19 protein-coding genes and 1 tRNA gene are annotated in these 21976 nt (G+C 65.7%); 8 read left to right on the top strand and 12 right to left on the bottom strand.

Going from position 1 to position 21976, the window contains the following annotated elements; all coding sequences use genetic code 11:
• Positions 1–19 precede the first annotated feature (19 nt).
• Genes ACN0RC_RS09535 through ACN0RC_RS09545 form a run of 3 tightly spaced genes read left to right on the top strand, consistent with a single transcriptional unit; the run spans position 20 to position 4431 of the window.
• Complete coding sequence (locus ACN0RC_RS09535; protein WP_417511095.1) at positions 20–991, top strand: AAA family ATPase; 972 nt, start codon at positions 20–22, stop codon at positions 989–991.
• Between the two features lie 22 nt (positions 992–1013).
• Positions 1014–2195 carry a DUF58 domain-containing protein gene (locus ACN0RC_RS09540; RefSeq protein ID WP_417511097.1) on the top strand — a complete coding sequence of 394 codons (1182 nt, stop codon included), beginning with the start codon at positions 1014–1016 and terminating at the stop codon, positions 2193–2195.
• Positions 2182–4431, top strand: coding sequence for a transglutaminaseTgpA domain-containing protein (locus ACN0RC_RS09545; protein ID WP_417511099.1), 2250 nt, complete (start codon positions 2182–2184; stop codon positions 4429–4431). The genes ACN0RC_RS09540 and ACN0RC_RS09545 overlap by 14 nt, the downstream gene beginning before the upstream one ends.
• Before the next feature lie 20 nt (positions 4432–4451).
• Here the strand turns inward: ACN0RC_RS09545 and ACN0RC_RS09550 are convergent, their stop codons facing one another.
• Positions 4452–5351 (bottom strand): rhodanese-related sulfurtransferase, encoded by a 900-nt coding sequence (locus tag ACN0RC_RS09550; protein WP_417511101.1) that lies wholly within the window; start codon positions 5349–5351, stop codon positions 4452–4454.
• Complete coding sequence (locus tag ACN0RC_RS09555) at positions 5348–6676, bottom strand: LssY C-terminal domain-containing protein (protein ID WP_417511103.1); 1329 nt, start codon at positions 6674–6676, stop codon at positions 5348–5350. Before ACN0RC_RS09555 ends, ACN0RC_RS09550 begins: the two co-directional genes overlap by 4 nt.
• Positions 6677–6777: 101 nt before the next feature.
• On the opposite strand from ACN0RC_RS09555, the gene ACN0RC_RS09560 reads away from it, so the two are divergent.
• Positions 6778–6865, top strand: a tRNA-Ser gene (locus tag ACN0RC_RS09560).
• Between the two features lie 41 nt (positions 6866–6906).
• Here the strand turns inward: ACN0RC_RS09560 and ACN0RC_RS09565 are convergent.
• The 6 genes from ACN0RC_RS09565 to ACN0RC_RS09590 all read right to left on the bottom strand — a co-directional run bounded on the left by ACN0RC_RS09565 (position 6907) and on the right by ACN0RC_RS09590 (position 13769).
• Complete coding sequence (locus ACN0RC_RS09565) at positions 6907–7557, bottom strand: phosphatase PAP2 family protein (protein WP_417511105.1); 651 nt, start codon at positions 7555–7557, stop codon at positions 6907–6909.
• 43 nt (positions 7558–7600) lie between these two features.
• The gene (locus tag ACN0RC_RS09570) at positions 7601–8755 is read right to left on the bottom strand and encodes a cystathionine gamma-synthase (RefSeq protein ID WP_417511106.1); all 1155 of its coding nucleotides are present in this window, start codon (positions 8753–8755) and stop codon (positions 7601–7603) included.
• Between the two features lie 67 nt (positions 8756–8822).
• Positions 8823–10205, bottom strand: coding sequence for a cystathionine beta-synthase (locus ACN0RC_RS09575; RefSeq protein WP_417511107.1), 1383 nt, complete (start codon positions 10203–10205; stop codon positions 8823–8825).
• A gap of 54 nt (positions 10206–10259) precedes the next feature.
• Positions 10260–11219: a carbohydrate ABC transporter permease gene (locus ACN0RC_RS09580; protein ID WP_417511108.1), complete on the bottom strand. Its 960-nt coding sequence runs from the start codon at positions 11217–11219 to the stop codon at positions 10260–10262.
• A complete protein-coding gene (locus tag ACN0RC_RS09585) occupies positions 11216–12355 on the bottom strand; it encodes a carbohydrate ABC transporter permease (protein ID WP_417511109.1) in 1140 nt (379 codons plus the stop codon). The genes ACN0RC_RS09580 and ACN0RC_RS09585 overlap by 4 nt, the downstream gene beginning before the upstream one ends.
• A gap of 94 nt (positions 12356–12449) precedes the next feature.
• Positions 12450–13769: an ABC transporter substrate-binding protein gene (locus ACN0RC_RS09590; protein WP_417511110.1), complete on the bottom strand. Its 1320-nt coding sequence runs from the start codon at positions 13767–13769 to the stop codon at positions 12450–12452.
• A gap of 271 nt (positions 13770–14040) precedes the next feature.
• Here ACN0RC_RS09590 and ACN0RC_RS09595 point away from each other — a divergent pair, with 271 nt between their 5' ends.
• Positions 14041–15045 carry a LacI family DNA-binding transcriptional regulator gene (locus ACN0RC_RS09595; protein ID WP_417511112.1) on the top strand — a complete coding sequence of 335 codons (1005 nt, stop codon included), beginning with the start codon at positions 14041–14043 and terminating at the stop codon, positions 15043–15045.
• Positions 15046–15099: 54 nt separating this feature from the next.
• On the opposite strand, the gene rplL is transcribed toward ACN0RC_RS09595, so the two are convergent.
• From rplL to ACN0RC_RS09610, 3 genes are all read right to left on the bottom strand, one after another.
• A complete protein-coding gene (gene rplL / locus ACN0RC_RS09600; RefSeq protein WP_417511114.1) occupies positions 15100–15480 on the bottom strand; it encodes a 50S ribosomal protein L7/L12 in 381 nt (126 codons plus the stop codon).
• Between the two features lie 48 nt (positions 15481–15528).
• Positions 15529–16017, bottom strand: coding sequence for a 50S ribosomal protein L10 (rplJ, locus tag ACN0RC_RS09605; protein ID WP_417511116.1), 489 nt, complete (start codon positions 16015–16017; stop codon positions 15529–15531).
• A 243-nt stretch (positions 16018–16260) separates the two neighbouring features.
• Positions 16261–18051: a glycoside hydrolase family 15 protein gene (locus ACN0RC_RS09610; protein WP_417511118.1), complete on the bottom strand. Its 1791-nt coding sequence runs from the start codon at positions 18049–18051 to the stop codon at positions 16261–16263.
• Between the two features lie 14 nt (positions 18052–18065).
• Between ACN0RC_RS09610 and ACN0RC_RS09615 the strand changes: the two genes are divergently transcribed.
• Positions 18066–19472: a glucose-6-phosphate dehydrogenase gene (locus ACN0RC_RS09615; RefSeq protein ID WP_417511120.1), complete on the top strand. Its 1407-nt coding sequence runs from the start codon at positions 18066–18068 to the stop codon at positions 19470–19472.
• 49 nt (positions 19473–19521) lie between these two features.
• Positions 19522–20202 (top strand): YqaJ viral recombinase family protein, encoded by a 681-nt coding sequence (locus ACN0RC_RS09620; protein ID WP_417511122.1) that lies wholly within the window; start codon positions 19522–19524, stop codon positions 20200–20202.
• Positions 20203–20206: 4 nt separating this feature from the next.
• Here ACN0RC_RS09620 and ACN0RC_RS09625 read toward each other — a convergent pair whose 3' ends face one another.
• On the bottom strand, positions 20207–21094 hold the full coding sequence (locus ACN0RC_RS09625) for a LysR family transcriptional regulator ArgP (RefSeq protein ID WP_417511124.1): 888 nt from the start codon (positions 21092–21094) through the stop codon (positions 20207–20209).
• A gap of 70 nt (positions 21095–21164) precedes the next feature.
• On the opposite strand from ACN0RC_RS09625, the gene ACN0RC_RS09630 reads away from it, so the two are divergent.
• Positions 21165–21791, top strand: coding sequence for a LysE/ArgO family amino acid transporter (locus ACN0RC_RS09630; RefSeq protein ID WP_417511126.1), 627 nt, complete (start codon positions 21165–21167; stop codon positions 21789–21791).
• Positions 21792–21976: the final 185 nt, after the last annotated feature.

Raw genomic sequence — 21976 nt, forward strand, 5'->3', positions numbered from 1 at the left:
GATGGGCGAGAGGGAGTGCATGGACGACACCCGGTATACGGCTGAGCAGTTCGCGGCGCGGACGTCAGCGATCATGTCCTCCATCACCGGGGTGATCGATGGCAAGGCGGACGCCGTGCGCAGCGCGTTGGTCTGTCTTCTGGCCGAGGGCCATCTGCTCATCGAAGACGTCCCCGGCGTCGGCAAGACCATGCTCGCCCGCGCGTTGGCCGCGAGCGTGGATGCCAGCGTCCGCCGCATCCAGTTCACCCCCGATCTGCTGCCTGGCGACGTCACGGGTGTGAGCGTCTACAACCCGGTCGATCGCGAGTTCGATTTCAAGCCCGGTGCGGTGTTCGCGCAGATCGTCCTCGCCGACGAGATCAACCGTTCCTCCCCCAAGACGCAGTCCGCGCTCCTCGAGGCCATGGAAGAGGGACAGGTCACCGTCGACGGTCGCACCCACGCGCTGCCGGATCCTTTCCTCGTGGTCGCCACTCAGAACCCGTTCGAGATGGAGGGCACGTATGCACTGCCCGAAGCACAGCGCGACCGATTCATGATGCGCATTTCGATGGGGTATCCGGATGCCGCGGCCGAGGCACTCATGCTCCGTCAGCGTGACGTGAAGAATCCGCTCGCCTCGATCGTCCCCGTTGCCGACGCGAACGACATCTCGCAGATGATCGCTTTCGCGCGATCAGTGCATGTCTCACCGGCCGTAGAGGAGTATGCGGTCGCTCTCGCGCACGCGACCCGCAGCGATCCGAGCCTGCACCTGGGTGCCAGCCCGCGCGCAACGCTGCAGCTGGTGCGCGCGGCGAAGGTGTGGGCGGCTCTCGAGGAGCGCGATTTCGTCATCCCCGATGACCTGACCACCCTCCTTGTTCCGGTGTTCGCGCATCGCCTGCTGCCTGCGCGCGGCGTGCACCGAGCGGGTGCACAGCCGGTCGAAGCCGCGCTCGAGCAGATCATGGAGCGCGTGCGGGTTCCGCTCACCGCCCGTTCTTGAGACCATGCGTCCGCGTCGCCCCTTGACTTCCCGCGGCCTGGCCGCGCTGCTTGCCGGTCTCGGGTGCACGATCGCGGCGAACCTGCTCGCCGCACCGATCCTGCTCTATGTTGCGGTCCTGCTGTTCGCTCTCGTCATCACCACGGCGATCATCGTGCACGCACCACGGCGAAGCGGGACGGTGACCCGGCGGATCTCCACTGACCTCCTCACCGTCGGCGAGCAGTCAGAGGTCGCCGTGCGGTTCGACCTGCGCGCACTGCGGGTTCCGTTCGGGACCTGGCAGGATCTGCTGCCGGATGCGGTGGCAGGAGAGGCTGCCGGGGAGTTTCCCACCGACAACGGCACGCACATCCGGTACTCGATCACGGGTGCGCAGCGCGGAGTATGGGCGGTCGGGCCGTTGTCGCTGCGCACGATCGATCCGTTCGGACTGGCCCAGCGCGTACAGCAGTTCGGTGACAGCCGCACGGTGATCGTCGTGCCGGAGGTCATCACGCTCACTCCCCTGACGAGCGTCGCAGGCATCGCCGGCGGCACAGCGCATACGGCGTCATCGCGACTCGGTCAGGGCAGTGACAACCTGTCGCCGCGGCCGTATGTCTCCGGAGACTCGATGCGCCGCATCCATTGGCGCGCGACCGCGCACCGCGGTGACCTCATGGTGCGGCAGGAGGAGGCAGAGTCGAGCCCGGATGCGGTGGTGATCCTCGACCGGACCGCGCACCGCTGGGAGCGGCGCAGCTCGCACCCGGATGCGGATTTCGAGAACGCTGTGTCTGCGTGCGCCTCGATCGCTCTGCACCTCGCACACGAGGGCTACAGCGTGGACGTGCGCGATTCCGCGGGGACGGTGCTGGGCGCACTGCGCGGGCAGGAGGATGAGCGCGACACTCTCCTGGTCGCGCTCGCGATGGTCAGCCCGCAGGGCGAGGGCGGTGCGTTCACCGCACTCTTCGACGGAGCACCCCCTGGTCCTCTGGTGATGATCACGGGAAAGCTCGACGAAGAGGATGCCGCGGCGCTCCGCCACGGCGGCGCATCGGCCCCGGTGCTGCTGACGACCGATCCCGCGCCGGGCGCGATCGAGACCGCAGGTGCGCTCGGGTGGTCAGCCGGGCCGCTGAGCGACGACATCGCTGCGGCATGGGAAGACGCGCTGTCCGAGAACGTCGCCCCCGGAGGCGGACATGTTCCGCGCTGAGCCGCGATCAGCATCGCAGCCCCCGCTCACCCCGGCCGCGAGAGCCGCCGAGGGAGACCGGCACCTGGCCGAGCGCGAAGGCACGTTCGCCGCAGCGCTTTTGGCCGGCGGCAGCGCGATCGTGGCGCTGTGGCCCTACACCTCGGTCGTTGTGCCCGGCGCGTGGTCGATCATCTCCGTGACGGTGGTCGCCTTCATCGCGCTGACCGGCTTCGCCGTCCGCCAGTTGTACACCCGCCGCTTCGCACGCGGGATCATGCCTGCACTCGCGCAGATCGTCGTCTCGATCCCGGCACTGACCCTGATGCTCTTCCCGCAGGGTGCGCTGCTGGGGATCATCCCGACCGGCACCACGTTCGCCGCTGTTGGCAGGCTCGCCGCACAGGCGGTCGAGCAGGTGCAGTTCGGCGTCGCACCGCTGGAGGATACGCCTGCCCTCACCGCGATGCTCGTGATCGGGTTCGCCGCCGTCGCGATCCTGCTCGATCAGGTCATCGCCACACGCGTTCCCCTTTCTGCAGTGATCATCATCGCGGTCGTCGGCGCTCTGCCGATGGTCATCACGATGGGCGATGCGAACCTGCCCTGGTTCGTCCTTTTCGCCGTCCTGACGTTGTTCCTGCTTCGACACGGCACCCGTCACGGCGACGCCTCCCCGAACCGCACATCGGCGGGTCTCGTTCTCGCTACCGGCGCTGCGGCCATCGCCGCCGCCCTGGTGATCACCCCTGCGCTCCCTCTGTCGACGACCTGGGCTGGCGCGGGAACGAGCGAGCATCTGGACCCCTCACTGAGCCTGGGCGAAGATCTGCGCCGCCCCACCCCCTTCACCGTGATGACGATCGCGACGAACGCTCCGACAGCCCCCTACCTGCGAATCGCGAGCCTCTCCGAGTTCGATGGCTCGACGTGGGAACCAGACAGCGGAGATCTGCAGACGGCATCTGAGGGATTCGGCGCACCCGACTGGTCCGATGACATTGCGACGTCGGAGCGCCGAACGTCGATCCGGATCACCGGAATCTCCGGGTCGTGGCTGCCGGTGCCGTACGCTGCGACGAAGATCGTCGGCGCCTCATCCGGGTGGCAGGCGATGCGCTTCAACCGCACCGTCACCTCCGAGAACCGGGATGCCGCGGACGAGGACTACACCGTGACCTCCGTCGTCGCCCAGCCCACGCGCGAGCAGATTCAGGCGGCGAGCGCGACCAGGGCCCCCGGCATGGACGTACCGGAATTCGTCGCGCAGACCGCACGGGACGTCACTGCGGGCTCGGCCACCGATTACGATCGCCTGATCGCCATGCAGAACTGGTTCCGCTCACAGTTCACGTATTCGCTCGATGCTCCCGTCGACGGCGATTTCGACGGAACCGGCGCGGATGCCGTCTCCGAATTCCTTCGAGAGCGCTCGGGTTATTGCATCCATTTCTCGGGAGCATTCGCGCTGATGGCGCAGTCGCTCGAACTGCAGGTGCGGATCGTCGTCGGATACCTCCCCGGTTCGCTCACCGATGAGAAGCGCGGCGACGAGTCGATCTACACCGTCGACAGCGACCAGCTGCATGCCTGGCCGGAAGTGCATTTCGAAGGCATCGGCTGGGTCCCGTTCGAACCGACCGCTTCGCTGGGAACGCCGACCAACTTCCAATCCACCCAGGCCGCCGGCGGATCCTCGACCGGCGAGATCACCCCCGGTGAATCCACCGCCCCGTCGGCGGCACCGACGAGAGAGCCCGAGCTCGACGAGGACCAGGGCGGATCATCGTCGGATGGAGCAGAGACGCTCCAGCGGCTGAATCCCACCCCCGTCATGCTGATCGCCGGCGGCATCCTCGTCCTGCTGATGCTGCCAGCCCTGGTGCGATTCGGCGTACGGACCGGGCGGCGCGCACGGGCGCGACGCGGCGATGCAGTCGCCGCCTGGCACGAGGTGCGTGCCGCGCTCCTCGATCTGCGGCTTCCGGTGTCAGATGCTGCGACACCTCGCATGCGCGGAGCAGACCTCGTCGAGCGGGGGGTGGATCCGGCTGCGGCCGGCACTCTCGTCCAGGCCATCGAGCGCGCGAGCTTCGCCCAGGACGCAGCCGCCGAAGCCGACCTGTCTCCGGCGCTGCGAGAGGTGATCGTGGGGCTTCAGCGCAGTGTCGATGCGCGAGATCGAATCATCGCTGTCATGCTGCCGCTCTCGCTGTTCACCGCGCGCGAGTCACGGGCGCCGCAGAAGTCCCGCTGAGCGGCAGTCCGTCTGAGCGGTCAGCCCGCAGATGCGACCGAGTGCTCTGCGCACTCCACCGCATCGCAGTCTTCGCACACGACGAACTGTCGGCGGCAGGAGGCCTCGGGGCAGTTCGCCGTGCGGGCTGTCGCGGCACCGCATCCGACGCATTCGCCGATGATGGCGGCGTGATCGCTGAAGTCAATGGATTCACGCTTATCGAAGACGTAGAGCGATCCCTCCCACAGCCCATCGTCTCCGTACTTCTCGCCGTAGCGGACGATGCCGCCCTCGAGCTGATACACCTCGCCGAAGCCGCGGGAGACCATGAGGCTCGAGAGCACCTCGCAGCGGATCCCCCCTGTGCAGTATGTGACCACCGGCTTGCCCTTGAGGTCGTCATAGGCCCCGGAGTCGAGCAGCTCCACGAAGTCGCGGGTCGTCTCGGTGTCGGGAACGATCGCGTTCTTGAACCGGCCGATCTCCGCCTCCAGCGCGTTGCGGCCGTCGAAGAAGACGACGTCGTCGCGGGAGGAGACCAGCTCATGCAGGTCTTCTGGCGCCAGACGGATGCCGCCGCCGACCACTCCGTTGTCGTCGACCGCGAGCTCGCCAGGCGCACCGAACGAGACGATCTCCGCCCGCACCTTCACGCTCAATCGGGGAAAGTCGAGGCTCAGCCCCTCAGCATCCAGTCCGGTGCCCTCACTCCACTTGATGTCGGTGTCCGCGAAGGCTGCATACGACCGGAAAGACCGCGCCCACTTCTTCAGTGCTGGCAGGTCTCCGCCGAGAGTGCCGTTCACGCCATGCTCCGAGATGATCACCCGGCCGCGCAGTCCCAGCGCGTCGCCGAGGTCGCGCTGCCACACCCGGATCGCCTCAGGGTCGGCGAGAGGGGTGAAGACGTAGAACAGAACGATCTTGGGAGTGCTCACTCTGCGATTTTAGATGCGAGCGGCTGGTTCTCAGGTGTGCGGCGACGCACCCACGCTCCTGCCGACTCGCTCGAGAGGCACAACAGGCTGATGCACTGCACGGATGCTGCCAGCAGGGTCCAGTCGAGCCCCAGCACTGTGCTGCCGTTGAGATAGTCGATCGCCATGACGACGATCTCCACCGTGATCAGCGCGATCAGCACGGCGCGCGATCGTCTCCCGCGGCGGAGCACGAACAGGCTCATGACCAGCGGCCCAACCGTGAAGAGTACGAATATGCCGACGACCACGAGCAACACAGCCGTGACGGCGATGTCATCAGCGTCGACGAAGTTCGACCAGAACTCCCGGTCGGCGAAGACATCGATCAGCTGCAGGAGCGCGACCAGAGCGATGAGCGCGACTGCGGCGGATACCGTGAGCGGAACGCGCAGGAGCGCCGGTGCCGTCGCAGGCTCTGCGGTGCTCGACTCGGGCGGGAGCGCGGGGGGCAGGACCTCGTTGACCTCGAGAATCGGCAGGTTGCCATCCGTCACGAACCGGTCTCCACCGCCGTTTCGCGCGTGGTAGCCGGTGGTGAAGTCTCGCAGCATCCGCACCTGGACAGCAGGGTCGCCCGCACTGACCGTCTCGACGACATGGTCGCGTTCGATGTCGGTGTTCTCGTCGATCCGGTGGGTCACTTGCAGCGTGAAGAGTGAAAGTCGGACGTCGGTGTCGTACGTGGCCGCCCCGAGCCAATCCACACGCGCGCCTCCTGGCAGCAGCCATCCTGGCGGGCAGTGCCAGAACCGCACATGGTGACGCTGTTTCGGGTTGCCCTCGACCTCCTGCTGAAAGGCGACGTCATGGCGCCGTCCGAACAGCATGAGAGACGAGACCGGAGCTGTCGGGTAGCTGCGCCTCGTGAGCGTGGACGTGATGATGCGCCACGTGGATCCCGCGGTGATGGGATCAGCGTGATGCCAACCGGCAGACGCCATTGCTGCATCGAGCTGCTCGGCCGAGCCGTCCACACCGAGATTCACCGGGTCGCCGAGGAGTCCGTCGGAGGTGCGGGTGCGGCCGAAGAAGTAGTCCGGAACGTAGAGGTCCGACAGCAGCCGGTGCAGACGAGGCAGCACCAGATATGCCGTGATCGCCCAGATCGGAATGAACCAGATGAGAGCCCAGGGTGTGCGAACCCCCTGGATCGCGATGATCGAGGCCAGCCAGACCGCGGATGCCGCGCCGATCAGAAACGCAACTCGGTCGAAGACCGTTGCCGGTGGCACAGGCTGCTGCATCTGCAGCATCCATCTGCGTCGATGCGATGGCTCAGTCACGCGCTCTCCTGTATGAGTCGACCTGGATGCCTCCACTGTAGAGCTCGGCGGGCTGGCACGGGGAGCCTGATCGATCGGATAGACTGTTCAGGTTGTTCCTTGGTGATGTGTCCGAGCGGCCGAAGGAGCACGCTTGGAAAGCGTGTGTTGTGCAAGCAACCGCGGGTTCGAATCCCGCCATCACCGCCAATATTCTGAAGGGCCTCGCGAAAGCGGGGCCCTTCCGCCGTTCAGGTCGCGATTTCGGCCGCTTCGCCGGCGTCAGAGCGGCCTTCTTTGCGACCCGAACGAATCCACTCGAGGAGGAAGCCGCCGAGCACGAGTGTGACGCCGATGCCGACCAGCATTCCGCCGACGGTATCGCTCAGCCAGTGCGCCGATACCAGGGTGCGCGAGAAGGCCATCGCGAGCATCCACGCGGCCGCGACGATCAGCACCCACAATCGGGGAAACAGCAGCACGGCGAGGGCGGCGATGGTCGCCGCGTTCGCGGTATGCCCGCTGGGGAATGAACCGAAATCTGACGTGACGAGCATGTCCTGAGGCCGCGTCCTGCCGAACAGCGACTTCAGCAGCTGCACCGCCCCGACGCTTGCCAGGAGCGTGATCGCCACGAGCACCGCCGCTCTCCAGCGCCGAGCCAGCAGCAGCCCGGCCAGAATCGCAAGAGGAATCAGCAGCGTCGCGATCCACCCGCCGCCGACCCGATCCATGACGCTGCCGAAGCCGATCAGGAACGGGTTGCGGATGTCGCCCATGACGGCGTTCCACCAGACGTCGATTGCGGGGGCGTCCGGTCCGTCTCCCGTGACGAGGACGCCGATCGCCATCGCGGCGAGAATGGCGCCGACACCCCACCGGAGCAGCACGCGATGAGTCATCCGTCCATTCTGTCCGAAGGACGCGGACGGCGCGAGGAAGCGCTCACCGATTGATGCGATCCAGCCCCTGCTCGAGGTCGGCGAGAAGGTCGGCTGCGTCTTCGATTCCCACCGACAGCCGCACGATGTTCTCGGGAACGGCGAGCTCCGTACCTCGAACCGAGGCATGCGTCATGTCCGGCGGGTAGCCGATCAGCGATTCCACACCGCCGAGCGACTCGGCGAGCTGGAACAGCTCGGTCGACTCCGCAAAGGCGCGCGCGGCATCCGGCCCTGCGGCGAGCGCAAGCGACAGCATCCCGCCGTATCCGCTCATCTGACGTGCGGCGATCTCGTGCCCGGGGTGCGATTCGAGGCCGGGGTAGAACACGGTCTCGAACTCCGGCCGCGTTGCCGCCCACTCCGCGATCGCCTGCGCGTTGGCGGAGTGCTGACGCATCCGCACGGCGAGCGTCTTGATGCCGCGGGTGGTCAGCCAGCCATCCAGCGGTGCCGACACCGCGCCCACGGCGAACTGCTGGAACTTCACCTGATCGAAGTACCGATCATCCGCGAAGATGACCGCTCCCCCGAGCACGTCTGAGTGGCCGCCGAGGTACTTGGTGGTCGAATGCACGACGAAGTCGGCGCCGAGCGCGATCGGGTTCTGCAACGCAGGAGAGGCGAAGGTGTTGTCGACGACGACGAGGATGCCGGCCGCGTGCGCGAGCTCAACCGTCTTCGCGATGTCGACGACTTTCAGCAGCGGGTTGCTGGGGGTTTCGAGCCAGATGATCTTGGTCTCGGGGCGGATCGCCGCGCGCACCACGTCTGGATCGCCGAGCTCGACGGTGGTCGTCTCGATACCCCAGGCCGCGTGCACTCGGGTGAGCAGGCGGTACGTGCCGCCGTAGGCGTCATTGCCGAGCAGCACGTGATCGCCGGGCTTCAGGATGCCGCGCAGCAGTCCGTCCTCGGCCGCCAGACCTGAGGCGAACGAGAGCGCACCGGAACCGCCCTCGAGAGCGGCGAGCTGCGTCTCGAGCGAGCTGCGCGTCGGGTTTCCCGCTCGGTTGTACTCGTAACCGGAGCGGAAGCCTCCGATGCCGTCCTGCACGTGCGTCGAGGCTTGATAGATCGGCGGGATGATCGCACCGGTGAGCGGATCGGGGTCCTGGCCGGCATGGATGGCGCGAGTGGCGAAGGCGTGATCGGACATGCCATCCAGCCTACGTCCGGTGCGCGAGCAGGTGTCGAGTGTGACGCTCCGCGTCAGCTGCCGCGGGTCAGCGCGAGAGGTACGCGAGCAGGTCCTGACGAGTGAGCACAGCGTGCGGTTTGCCACCCTCGGTGACCAGCAGCGCGTCGGCCGCAGCCAACGCCGCTCGCGCGTCGTCGACAGAGGCGTGGATGCCGATGAGGGGAAGCATCCCGCCGATGTGAGCACTGACCGGGTCAGTGGGCTTCGCCTCGCCACGGAAGAGCCGATCGAGCAGTCCCTTCTCGTCGACGGACCCCAGAACTTCACCCATCATGACCGGCGGCTCCGCGCTGAGTACGACCAGCTGCGAGACGGCGAACTCGGTCATCATGCTGATCGCATCGAGCACGGTGTCACCGGGGTGCGCGTGAACGAGGTCAGGAATCGGTGTCGACGTGCGGTGCGCACCGGCGCGGGCCGTGAGGACATCGGCGACGGTCTCCCCCGCTTCGATGTCGCTGAACCCGTACGAACGCATCCACGAGTCGTTGAAGATCTTCGACAGGTACCCGCGTCCGCCATCAGGAAGCAGAACCACCATCACCGCATCCGCCGGCAGGCTCTTCGCGACGCGCAGCGCGCCGGCCACGGCCATTCCGCTCGAGCCGCCCACAAGGATTCCCTCTTCGCGCGCAAGGCGCCTCGTCATCGCGAAGGATTCGGCGTCATCGACGGCGACGATCTCATGCGGGACGGACTGGTCATAGGTGCCAGGCCAGATGTCCTCGCCGACTCCCTCAACGAGATACGGTCGCCCCGTTCCTCCCGAGTAGACGCTGCCCTTGGGGTCGATCCCGACGATGCGAACGCGGTCGTCGGAGACCTCGCGCAGGTAGCGTCCGGTGCCGCTGATGGTGCCGCCGGTGCCGATGCCCGCGACGAAATGCGTGACCCGGCCGTCCGTGTCGCGCCAGATCTCGGGACCGGTGGTCTCGTAATGACTGCGCGGACCGTTCTGGTTCTCGTACTGGTTCGGCTTGAATGCGCCGGGGATCTCTCGGGCGAGGCGGTCGCTGACTGCGTAGTACGACTCAGGGCTGTCAGCGGCGACTGAGGTGGGTGTCATCACGATCTCCGCACCGTACGCCCGCAGCACGTCGATCTTGTCTTCACCGACCTTGTCGGGGAGCACGAACACGCACTTGTAGCCGCGCTGCTGGGCGACCAGCGCCAGGCCGACGCCGGTGTTGCCGCTGGTCGGCTCGACGATCGTGCCGCCAGGCTTCAGGTCGCCTGCGGCCTCGGCCGCATCGATGATGCGCCGCGCAATGCGGTCCTTCGCGGAGCCACCGGGGTTCAGGTATTCGAGCTTGACGAGAACCGTGCACTCCACACCCGCCGTCACGTGCTGCAGCTTGACGAGGGGGGTATTGCCGACCAGGTCGACGATGTGCTCGGCGTAGTCCATGTCTCAAGGGTACGGGTGACGGATGCCGCATTACGGCGGCATCCGTCACACCGGTTATCCCTTTGTGGACCCGGCCAGGAGCCCCCGCACGAAGTACCGCTGGAGCGCGAAGAACACGATGAGCGGCACGATGATCGACACGAATGCGCCTGCGGTGAGCAGATGCCAGTCGTTGCCTCGAGTACCCGTGATCTCGGCCAGCAGCTTCGTGATCGGAGCGGCACCGCCATCGGCGAACACCAGAGCGACGAGCAGGTCGTTCCAGACCCAGAGGAACTGGAAGATCGCCACCGAAGCGATCGCTGGCATCGTCAGCGGCAGCACGATCCGGAAGAAGATCTGGCCGCGCGATGCACCATCGACGCGTGCGGCCTCGATGATCTCGCCGGGGATCTCCGACATGAAGTTGTGCAGCAGGTAGATCGCCAGAGGCAACGCGAACATCGAGTGCGCGAACCACACCTGCGCGTACCCGCCGGATGCGCCGAGGGGAAGCGTCACCTGGAGCCCGAAGATGCTCAACCCGCGCGAGAACGTGCTCAGCAGCGGCACCAGGGCCATCTGGATCGGCACGATCTGCAGCGCGAAGATGAAGATGAACAGGAAGTTGCGACCCTTGAAGTCGATCCACGCGAACGCATACGCCGCCATCGACGCGATCATCAGCGGGATGACGGTCGCGGGGATGGTGATGGCGATCGAGTTCACGAAGGACTCGATCATCGTCAGCTGGGTCGTGCCGGACTGCAGCACGTCGACGTAGTTCTCCCCCGTCACCTGCGGGTTCAGGAAGAACTCCCACCATCCGCTCGTGAGGATCTGGTCACGCGGCCGGAACGACGAGATGAACAGGCCGAGAGTGGGGACGGTCCAGAGCACCGCGATGACGATGGATGCTGCGGATGCCCACGGCCGCGAGAGCTTCTTGCGGGTGCGGGCGGCCGACCTGTTCAGCTTGCCACCGGTGGTGATGGCGACGGTCTCGAGGTCGGGGCTGCTCAGTGTGTCGCTCATCGGATCTCCCGCTGCTTCTGGATCTGGCGTGCGTTGTAGATGACGATCGGCAGCACGAGGATGAACAGGATGACGGCGAGCGCGGCACTGCGCCCGGCTTCGAACTTGGAGAACTGCGTGTACATCTCGTTGGCGAGCACGCTGGTCTCGTAGTTGCCGGCGGTCATGGTGCGGACGATGTCGAAGACCTTCAGCGAGGCGATCGAGATCGTCGTGAGCACAACGATGAGGGCGGGGCGGATGGCGGGAATCGTGACGGATGTGAAGCGCTGCCACGCGTTAGCGCCGTCGAGCTCCGCAGCCTCGAGCAGCTCCATCGGCACGCCCTTGATGGATGCCGACAGGATCACCATTGCGAAACCGGTCTGGACCCAGATGAGCACCACGATGAGGAAGAGCGTGTTCCACGGCGGGTTCAGCAGGAATTGCTGCGGCTCGCCGCCGAACCAGACGAGGATCTGGTTGAGCAGACCGATCTGCGGATACTCGGGTCCGCGGTACTCGTACATGAAGCGCCAGATGATTCCGGCGCCGACGAACGAGATCGCCATCGGCATGAAGACGAGGACCTTGTAGATCTTCTCGCCTCTGGTGCGGTCGATGAAGACGGCGTAGGCGAGACCGACGATCGTCGAGACGGTGGGCACGATGAGCACCCAGACGATCGTGTTCACCACGACGCGCACGCCATCGGGCTGCCCGAAGATCCAGGTGTAGTTGGCGAGTCCGACGAAGTCCTTGCCGGACGAGTTCATGAAGGATGCCACGAACGTCTGCAGCGACGGCAGGATGAGACCGATGAGCAGAAGCAGGAAGGCCGGCGCGAGGAACGCGACCAGCTGGATGAGATACCCCTTGCCCGCACGCGAGCGGTAGTCGAGCAGGAAGAAGACCGCCCCCACGACGACTGCGACGCCGATCGCCCAGTAGTAGGAGCGGAAGAACCACATCACCGCGAGCGGGATGAGCAGACACATCGCCAGGCGAGCAACCGTGTACCAGGTGCCGCTGCGCGGGGCGATGTCGACGAGGAACAGGATCGCAGCGATCACCACGGCGAAGGCGATGACGACTGCCACCGCTTGCACCACCGGTGGCAGAGTCCCGATCCATAGGAAGAAGTCAGTCGCGGTCACAGAGTCCCCTTTGCAAGATCTTTGACGGTCCACACATCATCGCGCGGACCGGAGCAGGTGGGCCGCCCTCCCGGACGGCCCACCTGGAGACGGGTCAGCTTGCGGGCCAGCCCGTTTCGATCTGCTGGAGCACCTCATCGGTGGAGGTGCCGTTGACCCAGGCGACCATGCCCTTCCAGAACGTGCCTGCACCGACAGCGCCCGGCATCAGGTCACTGGCGTCGAAGCGGAACGTGGTGTCGGGGTCCTGCAGGATCTTGATGGTCTCCTGAAGGATCGGGTCCTGTGCGTTGGCGGGGTCGAGGCCGTTGTTGGCGGAGGTGACACCGCCGAGGCTCACGCGGCTGTTGGCCCACTCGGGGCTGGACAGGTAGGCGAGAACCTTCTGCGTCGCCTCGGAGTCGCTGAACGCGCCGACGATCTCACCCGCGCCGGTGACGGCGCTGTCGTCTGCACTCTCACCGGGGAGCATGAAGGCCCAGACGTCGCCGTCCTCAGCGATGTTCGTGCCCTCGGGGAAGAAGCCCGAGAGGAACGATGCCTGGTGCGTGAGTGCGCACGAGCCGTCGGCCACCTTCGGTGCCACGTCGCCGAACGCTGTGGAGTTGATCGAGCGGACGTCGCCGAAGCCGGCGTTGACGTTGGCCGGGTTCAGCAGGATCTCGCCGACGGAGTCGAACGCTTCCTTGATCGGCGCATCCGTGAACTTGACCTCGTTGGTCACCCACTGGTCGTAGACCTCGGGGCCTGCCTGACGCAGCACGTAGTCTTCGATCCAGTCCGTGCCCGGCCAGCCGGTCGCGGTGCCGGACTCGAAGCCTGCGCACCACGCGGGGGTTCCGGTGGCTGCCTGAATCGTGTCGGTGAGGGTCTTCATGTCGTCGAGCGTCTTCGGGACCTCAACACCCCACTCGGCGAACTTCGCCGGTGAGTACCAGATCCAGCCCTTGACGTTGGCCATCAGCGGTGCGCCGTAGAACGTGCCGTCGACGGTGCCGTAGTTCACCCAGTCTTCGGTCCAGTACTCGTTGGCGTTCTTCTCGACGTCAGCCGGAGCGGGCTTGAGGAAGTCACGCGTTGCGAAGTCAGCGAACAGACCCGGCTGCGGGAAGATCGCGATGTCCGGCGGGTTACCGCCCTGAGCGCGCGTGCCGAGCTGCGTCTCGAAGTCCTGGCTGCCCTCGTATTTGATCTCGATGTTGTTCTCGTCAGCCCAGTCAGCCCAGGACTCCTGCAGGAGTTCGGCCTCGCTGTCGACGATCGTGCCGTAGATGGTGACGGTTCCTCCGTCGCCGCCGGTGTCCTCACCACCGCCGCTCGGCGCACCGGGTGCTCCACACCCTGCGAGCGCAATGCCCGCCGCGCCGAGAATGGCCAGCGGTGCGAGCCGCCGATAACGCTGTGACAGTGCCATGTGATTTCTCCTCTTCGAGTTCACGTTCCCTGTGCGATCCGATGCGGAGAGCGACCAGATCGGGAACCGCTTCCAGCCCCAACATACTTGTCCGCATCAGCCCTGCACAATGGCGCCAGATCACAAGCTGACAACCTTTGAGCACCATACGACGAATCGTGTGAGAGCGGTACCACCCGGAAAGTGTGGAACCGGTTCCTTTTTGGCGAGCTCGCGGCTACGCTGTGGTCGCAGGAGCAATGGGGCACCTGTGAGTCATCAGGGAGGATGCATGAGCACGATCGCGGATGTCGCCGCACGTGCCGGCGTCTCGAAAGCAACAGCCAGCCGCGCGCTCAGCGGTCGGGGATATGTCTCCACCTCCACACGCGACCGCGTCGAGGCTGCAGCCCGGGCGCTGTCGTATGTCGCGCATTCCTCTGCGACGAGCCTTGCGACCGGACGCACGCAGACCATCGCTGTGATCGTGCCCTCCGTGGGCAGGTGGTTCTTCTCCGAGCTCCTCGCCGGAGCACAGGAACAGCTGCTGGAGGGCGGATATGACCTGACGCTGTTCTCCGTTGCGGAGAACTCTGCCGCACGCAGGCGCGTGATCGAAGAGCTCCTCCCCCGTCGCCGCTTCGACGGGATCATCAGCGTCGGAATGCAGCCCGACTCACCGGAGATGGAACTGCTGCGGCTGCTCAACAGGCCGATCGTCAGCGTCGGCCCGCACAGCGCTCAGATGAGCGCCCTGACGATCGATGATGCCGCCGCCGCGCGCATCGCCACCGAGCACCTCATCGACCTCGGCCACACGGACACCGTCTTCCTCGGCGGTGCCGCACACGCCGACTCGTTCACGTTCGGCGATGCACGCAGGCTGGAGGGATACCGCTCTGCAATGGAGGCTGCGGGCCTGCGAGAACATTCGTTGGCCGTCCCCTCATCCGACACCATGCCGAGCGGATACGAGTCAGCCGTGGACCTGCTCGGCAACCGGCGCACCAGGCCGACCGCCGTCATCGGCGTCTGCGACGAGGTCGCCATCGGTGCGATCATCGCCGCTCGAAGGCTCGGCATCGCGGTACCGACGGAGCTGAGCATCGTCGGCATCGACGATCACCAGCATGCGGAGATGTTCGCTCTGACCACGATCCGGCAGCAGCCGCGCGCGCAGGGACGAGAAGCGGTGCGGATGCTGCTCCATCACCTCGATGACCCTCAGGCACCCCCCGAGCACGTGATCGCGGCATCCGCGCTCGTCGTGCGCAACTCCTCAGCCCCTCTGCGCTGAAACGCACGAATGCCCCGGGCCGGAGCCCAGGGCATTCGTGACAGAAGGACGCGATTACTTGAGGGTAACCGAAGCGCCAGCGGCCTCGAGGACCTCCTTGGCCTTCTCTGCGGTCTCCTTGTTAGCGCCCTCAAGAACAGCCTTGGGAGCACCATCGACGACGGCCTTGGCCTCGCCGAGGCCGAGCGAGGTGAGCTCGCGGACAGCCTTGATGACCTGGATCTTCTTGTCGCCAGCAGCCTCGAGGATGACGTCGAAGGAGTCCTTCTCCTCAACCTCTTCAGCAGCGCCTGCGCCGGCAGCGCCAGCAGCAGCGGCGGGGGCAGCAGCGGTGACCTCGAACTTCTCCTCGAACGCCTTGACGAAGTCGTTGAGCTCGACGAGGGTCAGGTCAGCGAACTGCTCGAGCAGCTGCTCAGTGGTGAGCTTAGCCATGATGTTTCTCCTATTAGATGGGGTTTGTGGGAAGAAAACGCGAGTCGCTTACGCGGCTTCTGCGGTCTCCAGCTTTGCGCGAAGAGCGTCGACGGTTGCGGCAGCCTTGGCCATCGTCGCCTTCATCATGCCCGCGGCCTTCGCAAGCAGAACCTCACGGCTCTCGAGCGAGGCGTACATGTTGACCTCGTCGGCGTTGAGGACATTGCCCTCGTACACGCCGCTCTTGATCACGAGAAGCGGGTTGGCCTTGGCGAAGTCACGAAGAGCCTTTGCAGTGGCGACGAAGTCACCGTGCACGAAAGCGACAGCCGACGGACCCTTGAGGTCGTCGTCCAGCTCGGAGATCCCTGCCTTGTTGGCAGCGATCTTGGTCAGCGTGTTCTTCACCACGGCGTACTCAGCGTTCTGACGAATGCTGTTGCGCAGCTCCTTGAGCTGAGCAACGGTCAGACCGCGGTACTCGGTCAGCAGGACGGCGTTCGAGTTCTCGAATGACTTCGTGAGCTCGGCGACCGATGCATCCTTCTGCGCCATGGTCACTCCTTGATGGGTACGAGATGCCCCACGTGCGTGAGACACCACCTGAACCGCCATCTGCAAACAAAAACGCTCCGGCGCAAGCGACGGAGCGTGGAATCCGGATTTCCGGAGAACGATCATGTCCCTGCGCGGGCCCCTGCAGTGCAGTGCTTCATTCATCTTGCGCTTACGCGCACGACGATGACCAGCGGTCTTCGGTTATGAGAAACTCTACGCGATCAGGGCCCGAGTTCCAAATCAGGTGCGGTCAGCGGCACGACCCGAATGCCCGCCGAGTGCGTCTGCCGCGCGCACGAGAGTGAGGTGCGAGAACGCCTGCGGCATGTTGCCGACCTGCCGAGCGCCTGCGACGTCGTACTCCTCCGAGAGGAGCCCGATATCGTTCACGAGCCCGACGAGTCGGTCCATCAGGACGCGCGCGTCGCCTCTCCGCCCGCTCGCCGCGTACTGCTCCACGAGCCAGAAGCTGCAAGCCAGAAAAGGGTGCTCCCCACCGTCGAGACCATCGACCCCGGATGCCGTGCGATATCGCATGAGCAGTCCATCACGCAGCAGCGTCTTCTCCATCTGCTCGACGGTGCGCAGCATCCTCGGGTCATCCGCGGTGCAGAATCCGACCTGCGGAAGGGTGAGAAGTGAAGCATCCACCTCATCGGTGTCGTAGTGCTGCCGGAAATATCCGTCCGGGTGCACTCCGCGCTCGTCGATCTCCGCTCGCAAGCGATCGCGCATCTTCTCCCAGCGATCCGCGTCGCCGGCGAATCCGTGCTCGCGCACCGCGCGCACGCCACGGTCCAGGGCCGCCCACATCATGACGCGCGAGTGGGTGAACCACTGCAGCGACCCCCGGATCTCCCAGATCCCGTTGTCCTGACGCGCCATTCCTGCCGCGACTCGCTCGATCAGCGCACGCTGCAGCGGCCACGAGAACTCCGTCTCATCGAGCCCTGAGATCCGGGCCGCCTCCAGCGCGACCATCACCTCGCCGAGCACATCGCCCTGATACTGCTCGACGGCGCCGTTGCCGACGCGCACGGGTGATGCGCCGTTGTACCCGGGAAGACTTGTCAGTTCGCGCTCCGCAAGATCGCGCTCACCGCCGATGCCGTACATGATCTGCACTTCGGCCGGCTCCCCCGCCACAGCGCGCAGCAGCCAACGCCTCCAGTGGTGCACCTCTTCGAGGAAGCCGTGCGCGATGAGCGACTCCAGCGTGAGTGCGGCATCCCGCAGCCAGACGTACCGGTAGTCCCAGTTGCGCGAACCGCCGAACTGCTCGGGGAGAGAGGTCGTGGGGGCCGCGACGATGCCACCGGTGTCACGATGCGTGAGTGCGCGCAGCACGAGCAGCGAGCGAACCACGGCGTCGCGGTACGGACCGCCATGCGCGATCGGGCTCGCCCAGCCCTGCCACCATGATCGCGTGCGCGCGATCGCATCCTCAACGTCCAGCGGGGCTGGATCTTCCTCGTGAGATGCATGCCAAGTGAGGACGAGGTCACGCTGTTCTCCGGCATCCACCGAGAACTCGCCCCTGTGCCGGTGGTCGGATGCGGCAAGCTTCACTCCGCGGACGACGACAGCATCCGGGCCTGCGATCGCACTCAGCGCGGGCTCTTCGGCGGTGCCGATCTGCCGCACCCACGGCAGAGCGCGCGCGTAATCGAAGTGCATGCGCAGCTCAGTCGCGAAGGCGACATTGCCGGTGATGCCGACCACTCGACGCACGACATCCGTGCGGTCCTCCGACATCGGCAGGAACTCATGGACCTCGGCGACGCCGTCGGCGCTCTCCCACCGCGTCACGAGGATGAAGGTATCCGAGAGGTAGTGCCGCTGAGCGGTCGCGGATGCATCGCGAGGCCGCAGGATCCAACAGCCATGTGTCGGGTCTCCGAGAAGTGCTCCGAAGATCGAGGCGGAGTCGAATCGGGGCAGACACAGCCAGTCGATACTGCCGTCACGCGAGACCAGCGCTGACGTGCGGCAATCACTCAGAAGTGCGTAGTCCTCGATCGGTGCAGGCATCGCCCGATTCTTGCATGTCGTTGGTCGAAGCGCACGGGTGGGGCTACGGTGGGCGCATGGATGCCGCGACCACACTCATCATCTTCGGCGCTACAGGAGATCTGACTTCGCGTCTGCTGCTCCCGGCGCTCGGACAGCTCTTGGCCACTGAGCCGCACCGGCGGGTGCGGCTGATCGGCGCTGGCATCGAGGACTGGGCGGATGAGGATCTGAAGAAGGTCGTGCAGAAGTCGTTCGCGGCCTCAGATTCCGAAGCCTCGCTCGAGCGGGTCGAGATCTCGTACCGTCAGTCCGACATCACCAAGACGGCTGATCTGAAGGCACTGCTGAAAGGGCTGAGCGGTCAGGTTGCGCTGTACTTCGCAGTGCCTCCTGCGGTGGCTGCGGCGGCATGCGAAGCGCTCACGCCCGAGATTCTTCCCGATGGCGTGATGCTCGCACTCGAGAAGCCGTTCGGCACGAATGAACAAAGCGCTCACGCGCTCAATGCGCGTCTGGCCGAACTCGTGCCGGAGAAGCAGGTGTTCCGCGTCGATCACTTCTTGGGCAAGTCGACGACCTTGAACGTGCTCGGGGCGCGCTTCGCGAACCGTCTGCTCGAACCGCTCTGGTCTGCGGAGAGCATCGATGCCGTCGACGTCATCTACAACGAGAAGCTCGGCTTGGAAGGCCGCGCGGGGTACTACGATCACGCCGGCGCTTTCGTCGACATGATCCAGAGCCACCTGTTGCAGGTGCTCGCGGTCGTCGCCATGGAGCAGCCTGCAACCCTCGATGAGACGGACTTCCGCGAGGCGACCTCCGCGGTGCTGCGTGCGACCACGGTGTGGGGCGATGACCCGGTGTCTTCCTCGCGTCGCGCACGCTATACCGCCGGTGCCGTCGACGGTGTGCAGAAGCCGTCGTATGTGGATGAGCCGGGCGTCGATCCGAAGCGCGCGACAGAGACTCTTGCCGAGGCGACCTTCGAGATCCACAATGCGCGCTGGGCCGGGGTTCCATTCACTCTGCGGTCGGGCAAGGCACTGAGCGATCCCGTCCGCGAAGTCGTCGTCCGATTCAAGCCGGTGCGCCATGTACCTGTTGGACTCACCGGCTCCGCGGCCGGCGCCATCCTGCGGTTCTACCTCGCGCCGGATGAGATGTCCCTCGAGCTCAACCTCAACGGCGCAGATGACCCCTTCGTCCTCGAGCGCGCAACGCTGTCTGCTGATCTCGGAGCAGGTCAGCTGCTCGCCTACGCCGAGGTGCTCTCCGGCATCCTCGATGGCGACCCGCTGCTGTCGGTGCGCGCAGACGCCGCCGAGCAGTGCTGGCGGATCCTTCAGCCCGTGCTGGATGCGTGGTCGCGTGGCGAAGTGCCCCTCGAGGAGTACGACGCGGGTTCCCGCGGCCCCGACGGCTGGCCCGTTCGCCGCTGACTCGGCGCGGCCGGCAATCGGTGCGCGTCGATCGGGGTAGCCTCGAACAGTGACCCCGGAACTACAGGCGCGAATCGTCGCGGACTCCCGCGACCGCGTCGCCTGGCTTCGAGCACGGGCACGAGGGATCACTGCCACGGATGTCGCCGGGCTCTCCGGAGACAAGTCCATCGCCAGAGCCGCCGATGCCAAGCTCGGCGGTGGCGCACGATTCGCCGGCAACGCGTATACCGACCACGGACGCAGACGAGAGCCCGAGATCGCAGCGTGGGTCGCCGCGACGCACGGCATCCGTCCTTCCTCCGCCCTCTTCCGCGCTGAGGCAGAGCACCGCCATCTGGCAACGCCCGATGGTGTCGTGCAGGATACTGACGGTCGGATCCTGCTGTCCGAGATCAAGACCACGAACAAGAACTGGCGCACGATCCCGCGTACCTATCTTCGTCAGGTGTGGTGGCAGCAGCACGTGCTCGGCGCCGAGCGCACACTGTTCGTCTGGGAAGAGCACGTCGACTTCACCCCCGTCGATGACGAACCGCGCTGTGTGTGGATCGATCGTGATGAACGAGAGATCGGACAGCTGGTGCGTCTTGCGACCGGACTGATCGATGAGCTCTACCATCGCACCACCGGGCAGCGCCCGCCGAGCGCGGCATCCGTGACGCCCGCCAGCAGACGTGACGCCCTCCGAGAGCGCGACGCGTACCGCGCGCTCGCTCTGGCTGACTGACGCGTTATTCAAGTACTCTGCGCGCTTCGTCCGCGACCTCGCTGGCGATGGCGTCGAGCAGCGGGGAGCGCAGGTTCCATTGCTGCCAGTAGAGCGGTACTCGCACGGGGTTGCCGCCGAGTCTGACGATCGCTCCGGACGCTTCGGCCTCTGCCGCCTGAGAGACGGGCAGCATGCCCCACCCCAGCCCGAGGATCACTGCCTGGGCGAAGTCGTGGGATGCCGGCACGAAGTGACGTGGGATGCCGTGCTCAGAGACGCCCCGCGACGCCAACCATGCGTGTTGGAGGGTATCGCGCCGGTCGAAGTCCACGAACGGCGCCTCGCTCAGCGCCCCGGCCGTGACGCCGTCGGGGAACCATCGCTCGACGAACTCTGGTGTCGCGACGGCCTCGTATCGAAACACTCCCAGACGCGTCACCGTGCATCCTGAGACGGGTGTCGCCTCGGATGTGACAGCCGCCATCACTTCGCCGGACTCCAGCAGACGCGCGGTGAAATTCTGATCGTCGCGGTGCAGATCGAAATCGATGTCCAGTCGCGCAGCGAGTCTGGCCAACGGCGACAGGAACCAGACCGCCATGGAGTCGGCGTTGACGGCAAGTGGCACGCGCACACGCTCTCCCCCGGCCTCCAGTCCCAGCGCCGACAGCGCCTCATGCTCGAGCAGGGCGACCTGCCTGGCCATTCGCACGACGGCTTCGCCTGCGCCTGTGGCGACGGCTGGCTTGCCGCGTACGATGAGCACCTGACCGAGCTGGTTCTCGAGGGTCTTCAGGCGCTGGCTCACCGCTGATGGAGTGATGCTCAGAGAGCGAGCTGCCGCGTCGAGACTGCCGCCGTCGACGATCGCGGCCACAGTGAGGGCGAGCTCTGCGGGGATTCCAGCCATGTAAGCAACACTAATGCGTATGAAGATCTGATCGTTGGCGCTTACAGTCGCGGAGCAATAGCGTCAGGACGTGATCTCATTCTTCGCCGGGCTCGGGCTCGGGCTTTCCCTTATCGTCGCCATCGGCGCACAGAACGTCTATGTCCTCCGACAGGGGATCCGCCGTCAGCATGTTCTCGCTGTCGTTGCGATCTGCGCCTTATCGGATGCTGTGCTGATTGCGGCCGGCGTCGCTGGCCTCGGTTTCCTGCTGCAGGCAGCGCCTTGGCTCGTAACCGCCGCACGCCTATTGGGCGCGCTCTTCCTCCTCGGATACGCGGCCCTCGCCGCGCGCAGAGCCTTGAAAGGTACCGAGGAGGGGCTGCGCATCGAGAGCACGTCAGCGAAGACCACGTCGTCAGGACTCGTGCCAGTGATTCTCGCAGCGCTGGCGCTGACCTGGCTGAATCCGCACGTATACCTCGACACCGTGCTCATGCTGGGCTCGATCGCCGCCACGCATGGCGAGCACAGATGGGTGTTCGCCGGCGGCGCCATCGTCGCCAGCATCGTCTGGTTCACCACTCTCGGCTACGGCGCGCGCTACCTCGGCAAGTGGCTCAAGACCGCCCGGGCATGGCGGATTCTGGATGCTGTTATCGCGGTGGTCATGTTGAGCATCGCGATCAATCTGTTGCTGCCGGTGTTCATCGGCTGACCTTGACCGGACAGAACAGAGAAGGCCACCCCGTAGGGTGGCCTTCTCTTCTCTATTCTCTACTTCTCGTTAATGCAGAATAGCCACCTCAAAGAGGTGGCTATTCCATAAAAGGAGTTCGGCGGTGTCCTACTCTCCCACAGGGTCCCCCCTGCAGTACCATCGGCGCTGTGAGGCTTAGCTTC

The organism is Microbacterium sp., assembly GCF_048259935.1.
In the GTDB taxonomy this organism is placed as follows: domain Bacteria; phylum Actinomycetota; class Actinomycetes; order Actinomycetales; family Microbacteriaceae; genus Microbacterium.